Genomic DNA, 10,424 nt, shown 5'->3' on the forward strand with positions numbered 1-10,424 from the left:
ACAGAATAAGGAAGGAAAATTAGATGCGGCGAGCCTGCCAGTAAGCCCGTTTCCAGTACACGTTATCCAAAGACGAACGGATTACGCCTTGGCTGGTGGAGGCATGAATAAACTGATCGTCTTTGTCATAAATGCCGACGTGCAACCCACTGCTGCCGCTGCCCGTTTTGAAAAAGACCAAGTCACCCGGTAACAGATTATCGCGGTCAACGCGCTCGCCCAGTTCGGTTTGTTCTTCCGTGGTGCGCGGCAACTGCATGCCGAACTTATCGCGAAACGTCAGATAGACGAAACCGGAACAATCGACGCCGTTACGATCCAGTCCGCCATAGCGGTAAGGCGTTCTGTACCATTGCCCAAGTTGATCGTTTAGCTGCACCATCACCATGATCGAATCGCTCAGGCGCGCATTCGGCGGCGGATTATTATGCCGGCTACTGCTACAGCCGACTAAAATCAGGCTGGCGAGGATCAAAGCATGTCGTAAACGTATCATCGCGATTACCATAAAACCGCCGAGGCCATAGACCTCTAGCGTTTGAAAATGCTAGGTATTGGATTAATTTAGCGTTTAATCGGGGCCTCTGGCAAGTAAAGGCGATTTTTCCTATTTTCTGACGACGCCGGTTTTCTCGCATCAGCAGTCAGGCGCTGCGCGTGATGATCCAATTTCTGCCATCGACCACGTGCCGCTGGAACGCGACACCGAACACGGGGGACAGCACTTCTGGCAGCATCACCTCTGCCGTCTCGCCCTGTGCCACCACAGCGCCAGCCGACAGCAGCCATACGCGATCCGCATGGTGAGCGCTATGGTTCAGATCGTGGGCGCAAACCACGACCGCAATCCCTAAACGGCAGAGTTCGTTCAATAGCACATCCAGTGCCGCCTGCTGCGCCACATCGAGGCTATTAGTCGGTTCATCCAGCAGCAGTAAACACGCATGCGGATTGAGGGTCGGCCAAATCTGCAACAGCGCCGCCACCAGCCGAACGCGCTGCCACTCGCCTCCCGACAGCTGCGTGAGCGGGCGCGCCAGCTTATCGGTTAACATCAGGCGTTCTGCCAGCAAATGCACCACCTTTTCGACCGCGTTTTCCTGAGCCAGCGGCGGTTGATGCAACTGCCAATACTGAAACACCGGCATCAGCGCCAGAGGAGGTTGCTGCTGTGCCAGATAGGCGCGTCGTACGGCTAAATCCGGCGCCGTATACTGCGACAGCGGCGTGCCAGCCAGATCGATCTCGCCTTCCCCCGCCAGCAGGCCTGCCGCTCTTGCCAGCAGGGTACTCTTCCCTGCCCCGTTCGGGCCAATGATATGCAGCAACTCACCACGACGACACGCCGCCGTTGTCGGCGACAAACGTGGCGAGACGCCAGCCTGCCGCAGCTGTAATACCGGGGAAGTCTGCCGCGTCAATTACTTTGCCAGCGCATCGTCGATCGCTTTCACGATAGTGTCATGATCAGGTGCCATATCCGGTGCAAAACGATCAATCACTCGCCCTTCGCGATCCACCAGGAATTTTTCGAAATTCCACAGGATATCTTCCGGGTTCTTAGGCTTACGACCTTTATTGACCAAACGCGCAAAAAAGTCACTTTTCCAGGTTCCGTTGGCTTCCGGCTGTTCACGAATCAGGCGCTGATACAGCGGATGACGGTTCTCGCCATTCACTTCAATCTTGCTGAACATCGGGAACTGAACGCCAAACGTCCCACGGCAGAATGCCTGAATCTCTTCTTCTGAGCCCGGTTCCTGCCCGGCAAACTCATTGGAAGGGAATCCCAACACAACCAGACCTTTGTCACGATAGGTCTCATAGAGTTTTTCCAACGCGTCGTATTGCTTAGTCAGGCCGCATTGCGAGGCGACGTTAACAACTAAAGCCACCTGCCCTTTAAACGCCTCAAACGTTGTCGCTTTCCCGTCGATAGTGGTCAGCGGAATAGCATAGATTTCAGTGCTCATCGTTTTGCTCCCTTTAATGATCAATAAGAATGGATAAAACAGGACCTATCGCTACAGCCGATTACGTAATAACAACCAGATAAACCATGGCGATCCCAGCGTAGCGGTAACCACGCCGATCGGCAACTCGGCTGAACTCAGCGCTACGCGCGCGACCGTATCCGCCAGCAGTAGAACACCACCGCCAGCCAACGCACAGCCCGTTAATAAATAACGCTGATCGGTCAACCCGCACAACCGCAACATGTGTGGGATCACCAAGCCAATAAACGCGATGATGCCAGCCAGCGCCACGCTCAGCCCAACTTGTACGCCCATAACCAGTACGAGAATCGTACGCCAGCGATAGACCGGAATGCCCAACTGACGCGCCTGAATCTCACCCAACGTCAACCCGTTCAGCACGGCTCCCTGACGGCTCAACCACAGCAACAGCGGCAAGAGCGCCAACATCAGCCAGCCGTGCCGCCAGTCAATGCCGCTGAAGCCCCCCATCATCCAGTACATCAACTGGCGTAAATCAAGACTGGTACTGAAATAGACGGCCCAGGTCATCACCGCGCTACAGATAATCCCGAGCGCAATGCCAATGAGTAATAAACGAGTGTTGGAAATATGACGGCGGGCAAAATGGAGCAACAGAAAGGTAATCAGCAGCGCACCTGCAATCGCGCTCAGGCTTAACGTCCAGACGGGCAGCAATCCCTGTCCCAGCAGTACCGCCAGCACTAAGGCTACGCCTGCGCCGTTCGCGACGCCCAGCAGCCCTGGTTCCGCCAATGGGTTATCAAAAACCGCCTGCATCACGGTGCCTGACATCGCCAGACTGGCGCCCACCAGCATCACAGCCAGCGTTCTGGGCAAGCGCAGTTGCCAGACAAAGAGTTGCTGAGCGTCATCCAGCCAGGCCGTCGGCCAAATCCAGCGCTCTCCGGCGCACAGACTGACGACCAGCGTAAGCGCAAGAAACGCCAACAGCAGTACCAGACTCCGACGATCGCGTCTGTACTGCTGTTGTTTTAGCTGACTGTAGTGAGGCAACGGCGTCGCGTGCTTTAGCGGGGTATCACCCGGCGATAATGGCTGCATTGTTCACCGTAACAAGGAATCCAGCGCAATAAAAAAGCGCAATTAAGATAACGTTCTGTCACGTATGTTAAACGATTTCGCCTGCCTTACACGCTTTTTCCTTGTTACCGCTACACGGCCAAAAGGAATACGGCCACTACTTCGTGCTGCATACCGCAATATAATTAAGCTGGTTCCGATTGCGGCGGAAGGTATGGAACATGTTGAAGAACATGCCACGGTTTTCTTTCTTCAGCGCATTTTTTACGATACGTGCCGCGCCAGCCAGCCCTTCATCATAAATCAGCCCCTGTGGCGTCAGCAGCGTCATAGCACCGTTATCGTAGCTGACCTTGCTAAAACCACATTCCTGAAACAGCGTCACCCAGCGCTCACGCAGCATCGGCTGCGCATGCACGTTGATCGCTTTATGCATCTGTTCCACCGCCTGTAATGCGCCGGTATCCTTCTCGGAGAGCAGCATAATATCGTGGGTAATCAGGCGGCCCCCCGGTTTCAGCACGCGATAATATTCGGCAATGATGCGGCTTTTGGCCTTGTCGGCATACATCGTCAGCATGGCTTCATTAATCACTACGTCAAAGTGATTATCGGGAAACGGCAGCTCCAGCGCATTCGCCTGCATAATCGTGACCTGCGATGCCAGGCCGTTTGCCGCGACATTTTCCTGCGCCTTCTCTAACGCCGCTTTATCCATATCCGCGCCGATAACCTGACAGCCAAAACGGCACGCGATTTCCATCGCCGTCGTGCCCATATTGCAGGCGACTTCCAGCACGACGCTGTCCTGCCGGAACCCAGCCTGACTGAGCAGCCACTCGGTTGCTTTCCTGCCGCCGGGGCGCAGACGTTTTTTCCCCAACCGGGCTAAAAATTTATGCCCTGCTTCATGATCGCTCATACTGTCACTCCTTAATTCAGTGGGGTAATCGACTCATGCAAAGCCAGCGCCTGTACCATAGGAAGAGTGCTTTCTTTCATGGAAACGCTCCGCTATTTTCGATTCAGCGCGTCGTGATTTTGCTTGCCGAATCCATGCAAGTGATTATTATTTTCATTTACTAGCTTGATGGTAATACCCCTCTCTGGGAGGACAAATGACATTTGTCAAAAAGGCGCTATCGCCCGATGAATACGGCGAGGTGCTGTTTCAGCATGACTGGATGCGCGGTGAATCCAGCGATGTGGTGTGCGAATTATTGGCAAAAAGCGAGCGTCTGTTTTTCCGGCAAGATGACATCCTGTTTCGCGAAGGCGACAAAATGCAGCACTGTTTGCTGGTTGAAACGGGAAAGTTGCAGGCTTTTCGCCATACCTATGGCGGCGATGAGAAGATTTTCGGCCAGTTTGAACGCGGAGAATTTGTCGCCATCGCGGCGGTGTTTATGGACCACGGCCGCTTCCCGATGAATATCCGCGCGCTGAGCGACGGCCATACGCTGATGATTCCACGGCAGGATATTCACCAGTTCTGTTTACAGCGCCCGGAGTTGGCGCTGCGTTTACTCAACTATCTGGGTAAGAAACTCTACTCGACGATCAACCAAATCGACTGGCTGACGTCCAGCTCCGCGCCACAGCGTCTGGCAGATTATCTGCTGCGGCAGCACCATATTCAGCAAACTCAGCAACTGACATTACCGGTGAGCCGAGGGCAACTTGCGACTTCATTAGGGATGCGCGGTGAGACATTGAGCCGATTGATGTCCGACTGGAAGCGACAAGGCCACATTACCTATCGGGGCCATCAGGTGGAATTGTGCAACCTGCATTATCTAAAAGAGCTGGCGGCAGAAGCCAGACGGACGTTCTAATCGATCTAACCCTTTGTCGACTCAGGCATAACGAGTGAATAGAACAATTTTGGATATACATTTTGACAATTGTCATTCCCGCCTTACCGGATAATCAACTACGCTTAGCTTACATTGATGAGAACAACTCTCATTAAGGAAAGTATCTCATTAATACCGTGATGGGATACCGAGGGGGTAACGCTATGCTAGGCTTTTTCCGACGAACCTTATCTTTTCATGGAACACGGCCACATCATGGAACATCGTCACGCCATGACAGCCAACAGCCACAGGCGGATTCGCCGACAGAAACCGCGGCGCATACGCGCTGTAGCGAGAGTGAATATTGTTTCTTTAACCATACCGCCATGTTGCCGTTCGATCAGCTTGACGAATGCTGCTGCGGCAACGATAGGAAAGAGAAAACGCCGTCCTCATACGATTCATGACGTTTTCACTTTTTGCTGACGCTTAAAACGTGATGCTTTGACCACGCGTCAGCCAGGCCGCGACGAACTCGGGCACGACGGTACTGGCGGGGCCATAAATTTTTTCATCAAACTGGCTTTCCACCTGGCTGGGTTCCAGATTCAGTTCCAGCGTGTAGGCACCGTGCGAATGCGCCTCATGGACAAAGCCAGCAGCGGGATACACATGCCCCGATGTGCCAATCGCAATAAAATAATCTGCCTGCGACAGCGCATGGTAAATTTTGTCCATGTGCAGCGGCATTTCACCAAACCACACCACATGAGGACGTAAAGGCGCGGGAAACTGACAGCAGTGGCAACGTTCACCGACGGCAAGATCGTCCGTCCACTCAAAAATCTGCCCGCTTTGGCTACAGCGTATTTTCAGCAGCTCACCGTGCATATGAATGACGCGCTGGCTACCGGCACGTTCATGCAGGTTATCGATGTTTTGCGTAATCAGCAGGAAGTTATCTTCCAGCATCGCTTCCAGATTCGCCAATGCCAGATGCGCGGCATTCGGCACAATCTCCGGCTGCTGTAGTTGACGGCGACGGGCGTTATAAAATGCCTGCACCAGCTCAGGGTTACGCTGAAAACCTTCAGGCGTCGCGACATCTTCAACGCGATGTTCTTCCCATAGGCCATCGGCCGCACGAAAGGTACGAATGCCCGACTCCGCTGAAATACCTGCCCCCGTCAGTACCACCACACGCGGTTTTTTCACTTCGCTTGCCGCCAGATAATCACGATGGAAAATACGCGCACGAAGACGCTGTTGCCGCATACGCTTTCCCTTATGAAAACGCCCTAATCGTTGACGCGTATACATACTTTCTCCAGCTAGTTATCCATTAAGTGTAGCAACGCCGCGCCACGTACGCCGCCCGCATCACCGTGACGCGCTTTCTCTATGCGTGGCAGTTTCGCAATCGGTAAAAGTCGTGCAGGAAGACGCGTTGGTAGAATTTGATAAATTTCATCAAAATTCGACAAACCGCCGCCCAGCACCAGCAAATGCGGATCGAACAGGGTCAACAGATTACCCAGACAGGCCGCCAATAAATCCATAAAGCGATCGACAAACTCCAGCGCTTTTTCCTCGCCGCCACGATAGTGTCGAATGATGGTCACGGCTGGCAGGGCTTCGCCATACAGATGTTCGTACAGCCACTCAAAACCGCGCCCGGAAATATAATTCTCAATACAGCCAAATTGCCCGCAGCCGCACTTCACGCGGGGAATGTCGGCACCGATGATATCCAACGCATCGGACGGCAGGCGGATATGGCCAAACTCACCGGCAATGCCGTTGCGCCCTTCAACCGGACGCCCGTTAATTACCAGACCGCCCCCCAACCCCGTGCCCAGAATCATCCCCAACACGACAGGATACGAACGAAACTCCGCGTCCCAGGCTTCAGACAGTACAAAACAGTTGGCATCGTTGCTGAGGCGAACATCCCGCTGCAAACGCTGTGACAAATCCGTACGTAACGGCTTCCCCATCGCCGCAGGCAGGTTAGCGGTAAATAGCGTCCCTTCCCGCCCAGTCTGTACCCCGGTACGCCGATACCGACCTTTCCTTGTACTCCGGTTTGTGCATCCGCTTCATGAACCAGATCAACCAGCGTGGTGAGCAACTCATCATAATGATTGCGTGGGGTCGGCACCCGCTTTTGCCACACGTTGTTCAGCGCCGCATCGAACACGCCCAGCTCAATTTTCGTGCCGCCCATGTCAAAACCGTAGTACATGACTGCTCCTTAGGGTGTGATCGCGTCTCACACGATAGGGACTATCCCCGTCATCTCTCAAGCCGCATGTGCGTTGGCTTGGCTTACTGTCCGCTCAGCACGCGGGCAGGGTCAATCCGGCTGGCGCGCCGTGCCGGATACCAACTGGCAATCAGACTCAACACCAGTGAGGTTCCTAATACGATAAAGACATCCATCAGGTGCAATTCCGACGGCAGAAAATCAATAAAATAGATATCACCAGACAGCAGTTTATGGCCGATAAGTGCTTCAATACCGTGAATAATTGGGGTGAGTTGCAAGGTTGCGATCACACCGATCACCGCCCCAATCACGCTGCCCAGCAGCCCAGCCAATAACCCGTACCATACAAAGATAGACCGAATCAGCCCGTCTGACGCTCCCAGCGTACGCAGGACGGCGATATCGCTGCTTTTGTCCTTCACCGCCATCACCAGCGTTGAAACAATATTAAAACAGGCCACGCCAATCACCAGGATCATCGCCAGATACATGATAGTTCTCACCATCTGGATGTCTCGGTACATATAACCATAGGTGCCAATCCAACTGCGAATAGTGACATAGGCCTTTGTGACCATGCCCGCATCGCGCACCAGTTTATTGGCAGAAAAAACATCCTTAGCCTTGATCGCGATACCCGTTACGCTCTGTCCCATATCCAGATACTGCTGGGCATCGGCAAGCGGAATCAGCGCCAGACCGTGATCGAGCTGGCCGCTCAGTTGTAAAATGCCACTGACGTGCAGCCGGATACGTTTAGGCTGCATCAGCTTCATTTCCGGATCGCTGTTCGGGATCATCACCGTAACCCAATCCCCTTCAGCCACATTCAGCGCCTTTGCCACGCCTTGCCCAATAATGACCTGCTGTTCGCCCGCGCGGAACCGCTGCCAGGCATCATTAAGCACATAGTTGGGCAACGCGCTAAGACGTTTCTCCTGCTGCGGATCGACGCCTTTTACCTGAACCGCCTGAAGTTTGGCACCGTTCTCCAACAGCCCGGTGAAATTGATATAAGGCGCCGCTGCTGCCACGCCGGGCACCTGCTCTATTTTCGGCAGCATGTCCTGCCAGCCGTCAAAAGGCTGATTGACCGGTGCGATCTCACCGTGCGGCACCACGGCAAGAACGCGGTTATTCAGTTCACGCTCAAAGCCATTCATTGCGCTCAGGCCAAGAATCAGCACCGCGACGCCGAGGGCGATCCCCAGCGTCGAAATGACCGAAATCAGCGAAACCATGCCGCCACGCCGACGGCCACGGCTAAAGCGCAGGCCAATCAGCAACGAGAGCGGAGTAAATGTCATTGCCGCGCCCCCATCAGGGTCAGTTCCTGCTGCAACTGACCGTCGCGCATTTCCAGTTGGCGATTCAGTCGGCTAGCCAGTTGCAGATCGTGTGTCACCACCAGAAAAGCGGTGCCCTGCCGGACGTTCAGCTCTCCCAGTAGTTCAAAAATAGTATCCGCCGTGCGCTGATCGAGGTTACCCGTTGGTTCGTCCGCCAGCACCAGCGACGGGCTGTTAACCAGCGCTCTGGCGATGGCGACACGCTGCCGCTCACCGCCGGACAGCTCAGACGAACGGTGGTGGCTGCGCGCTTCCAGCCCGACAGCCGCCAGCATTTCGCGTGCTTTATCCTGCGCCTGCGATGTTGGCACTTTGCCAATCAGCAGCGGCATTGCGACGTTTTCCAACGCGGTAAAATCGGGTAGCAGGTGATGAAACTGATAAATGAAGCCCAGCTCGCGATTGCGCAAATCGGCTTTTGCCGCTGCCGAGAGCGTACCTAGCGGCTGACCTTTGAAGATGACTTCGCCTGACGTTGGCGTATCCAACCCGCCCAACATATGCAGTAGCGTACTTTTACCCGACCCCGAGCTCCCGACGATCGCCATCATCTCCCCGCAGCCCATCTCAAAAGAGACATCGCGCAACACATCGGTAGACAGGTTGCCGTCCTGATAGCGCTTGGACAGGTTATTACACTGCAATAACGGTAAATCACTCATAACGTAAAGCCTCAGCGGGTTGAACGGCGGCAGCGCGCCATGACGGGTAAAGTGTCGATAAGAGGGCAATCACCATCGCGGAAATGGCAATAGTCACCACCTGCGCGGGGTCAATATCCACTGGCAACGCGGCACCATCCAGCAATACGCCCAATATTGGCATCAGCGTATTCAGTTGGCTGGCCAATAACGTTCCCAGCAATGCCCCTAACAACGCGCCAATCACGCCAGCGCTGCCCCCCTGCACCATAAACACCGCCATAATCTGGCGTTGAGTCAGCCCCTGCGTTTGCAAAATGGCGACTTCACCCTGTTTTTCCATCACCAGTAAACCCAGCGAGGTAATAATATTGAAAGCGGCCACCGCCACGATCAGGCTGAGCAACAGCCCCATCATGTTTTCTCCATACGCACGGCCTGAAACAGTTCGCCTTTACGTTCGCGCCAGTCTTTCCAGACCGTGCCTTCCGGCAGCGTTTGCGTGCTCAGCGTATCAACCGACAGCGGCTTTTCCAGCCACAGACGCCAGCCGGTAATGTCGTTCGCCGGGTAGCGCATCAAGCGAGAGGCATCCTGCTGGTTCACCAGCAGTTGGTAGCTATCCACTTCGCTGTTCGCCGCAAAGGTGCCAGCAACGGTGAAGATACGCTGGCTGGGAATACGCCCCATCGGCGTCAGTTGGCTGGCGCTCGTCACCATCATGCGAATCTGATCGCCCGCTTTGACCCCCAGTTGTTCGGCCAGTTTCTCGCCCAAAATGGCCTGATATTGACCGGATTGCAGTTGCTGCTGTTTGACATTAACCAGATAACGCGACAGCGGTTCCTGCTCGTCAGGATCAATCCCTAACATCACGCCTACGGCGACGCTACGTGCGCTTTGCAGCACCACATCACCCGTCGTCAACGGCGCAATGCGCGTCACGCCTTCCAGCGAGTCTAAGGAGGAAGCAGGAATCAACGCCGGGTTCAGCGAACCTTGCGGCGTAGTGATGACCGCCTGAGGCATCACGCCCAGAATATTGCCTTCCAGTTCGCGCTCGAAGCCATTCATCACGGAAAGCACGGTGACCAGCGCCATCACGCCCAGCGTGATACCAATGGCGGATAACCAGGAGACAAACCGGCCGAAGCGGTCTGATGCGCGCCCACGCATGTAGCGCAGGCCAATAAATAAAGCGACAGGTTGATACATGAAATCCGTCTGGATAAGGTTGCCAAAGCAAAGTGATCAAGGATAATAAAGGGTAGTACTGCTTTATGGAACCCTAACACCCTCACTCTACGGCTTTTTCTTATTCCTGG

9 protein-coding genes and 2 pseudogenes are annotated in these 10,424 nt (G+C 54.5%); 1 reads left to right on the forward strand and 10 read right to left on the reverse strand.

The features are described 5' to 3' along the window. Positions 1-19: 19 nt before the first annotated feature. The 5 genes from NAL19_RS13075 to NAL19_RS13095 all read right to left on the reverse strand — a co-directional run bounded on the left by NAL19_RS13075 (position 20) and on the right by NAL19_RS13095 (position 3,963). Positions 20-496, reverse strand: a complete 477-nt coding sequence (locus NAL19_RS13075) for an NlpC/P60 family protein (protein ID WP_220467019.1) — start codon at positions 494-496, stop codon at positions 20-22. Between the two features lie 148 nt (positions 497-644). Then, positions 645-1,421 carry a vitamin B12 ABC transporter ATP-binding protein BtuD gene (gene btuD, locus NAL19_RS13080; RefSeq protein WP_263057584.1) on the reverse strand — a complete coding sequence of 259 codons (777 nt, stop codon included), beginning with the start codon at positions 1,419-1,421 and terminating at the stop codon, positions 645-647. Further along, positions 1,422-1,973 carry a glutathione peroxidase gene (locus NAL19_RS13085; protein ID WP_263057585.1) on the reverse strand — a complete coding sequence of 184 codons (552 nt, stop codon included), beginning with the start codon at positions 1,971-1,973 and terminating at the stop codon, positions 1,422-1,424. A 51-nt stretch (positions 1,974-2,024) separates the two neighbouring features. Further along, positions 2,025-3,062, reverse strand: coding sequence for a vitamin B12 ABC transporter permease BtuC (btuC, locus tag NAL19_RS13090; protein WP_263057586.1), 1,038 nt, complete (start codon positions 3,060-3,062; stop codon positions 2,025-2,027). Between the two features lie 136 nt (positions 3,063-3,198). Further along, positions 3,199-3,963 carry a class I SAM-dependent methyltransferase gene (locus NAL19_RS13095; protein ID WP_263057587.1) on the reverse strand — a complete coding sequence of 255 codons (765 nt, stop codon included), beginning with the start codon at positions 3,961-3,963 and terminating at the stop codon, positions 3,199-3,201. Positions 3,964-4,159: 196 nt separating this feature from the next. Between NAL19_RS13095 and NAL19_RS13100 the strand changes: the two genes are divergently transcribed. Continuing rightward, the gene (locus NAL19_RS13100; RefSeq protein ID WP_263057588.1) at positions 4,160-4,876 is read left to right on the forward strand and encodes a Crp/Fnr family transcriptional regulator; all 717 of its coding nucleotides are present in this window, start codon (positions 4,160-4,162) and stop codon (positions 4,874-4,876) included. Between the two features lie 453 nt (positions 4,877-5,329). Here the strand turns inward: NAL19_RS13100 and cobB are convergent, their stop codons facing one another. From cobB to lolC, 5 genes and pseudogenes are all read right to left on the reverse strand, one after another. Then, positions 5,330-6,160, reverse strand: a complete 831-nt coding sequence (cobB, locus tag NAL19_RS13105; protein ID WP_263057589.1) for a Sir2 family NAD+-dependent deacetylase — start codon at positions 6,158-6,160, stop codon at positions 5,330-5,332. Between the two features lie 11 nt (positions 6,161-6,171). Further along, a pseudogene (nagK, locus tag NAL19_RS13110) lies at positions 6,172-7,085 on the reverse strand (N-acetylglucosamine kinase). 83 nt (positions 7,086-7,168) lie between these two features. After that, positions 7,169-8,416 carry a lipoprotein-releasing ABC transporter permease subunit LolE gene (lolE, locus tag NAL19_RS13115; RefSeq protein WP_225084996.1) on the reverse strand — a complete coding sequence of 416 codons (1,248 nt, stop codon included), beginning with the start codon at positions 8,414-8,416 and terminating at the stop codon, positions 7,169-7,171. Further along, positions 8,413-9,120 (reverse strand): lipoprotein-releasing ABC transporter ATP-binding protein LolD, encoded by a 708-nt coding sequence (lolD, locus tag NAL19_RS13120; RefSeq protein WP_225084997.1) that lies wholly within the window; start codon positions 9,118-9,120, stop codon positions 8,413-8,415. Before lolD ends, lolE begins: the two co-directional genes overlap by 4 nt. Then, positions 9,113-10,314: pseudogene (lolC, locus tag NAL19_RS13125) on the reverse strand (lipoprotein-releasing ABC transporter permease subunit LolC). Before lolC ends, lolD begins: the two are co-directional and overlap by 8 nt. Positions 10,315-10,424 lie beyond the last annotated feature (110 nt).

The organism is Pectobacterium sp. F1-1, from assembly GCF_025643735.1.
Lineage (GTDB): Bacteria > Pseudomonadota > Gammaproteobacteria > Enterobacterales > Enterobacteriaceae > Pectobacterium > Pectobacterium colocasium.

What these genes read in the sequence shown, in the direction of transcription:
- NAL19_RS13075 (WP_220467019.1), bottom strand. Translation starts at nt 496, where the DNA reads ATGATACGTTTACGACATGCTTTGATCCTCGCCAGCCTGATTTTAGTC.
- NAL19_RS13085 (WP_263057585.1), bottom strand. Translation starts at nt 1,973, where the DNA reads ATGAGCACTGAAATCTATGCTATTCCGCTGACCACTATCGACGGGAAA.
- btuC (WP_263057586.1), bottom strand. Translation starts at nt 3,062, where the DNA reads ATGCAGCCATTATCGCCGGGTGATACCCCGCTAAAGCACGCGACGCCG.
- NAL19_RS13095 (WP_263057587.1), bottom strand. Translation starts at nt 3,963, where the DNA reads ATGAGCGATCATGAAGCAGGGCATAAATTTTTAGCCCGGTTGGGGAAA.
- NAL19_RS13100 (WP_263057588.1), top strand. Translation starts at nt 4,160, where the DNA reads ATGACATTTGTCAAAAAGGCGCTATCGCCCGATGAATACGGCGAGGTG.
- cobB (WP_263057589.1), bottom strand. Translation starts at nt 6,160, where the DNA reads ATGTATACGCGTCAACGATTAGGGCGTTTTCATAAGGGAAAGCGTATG.
- lolE (WP_225084996.1), bottom strand. Translation starts at nt 8,416, where the DNA reads ATGACATTTACTCCGCTCTCGTTGCTGATTGGCCTGCGCTTTAGCCGT.
- lolD (WP_225084997.1), bottom strand. Translation starts at nt 9,120, where the DNA reads ATGAGTGATTTACCGTTATTGCAGTGTAATAACCTGTCCAAGCGCTAT.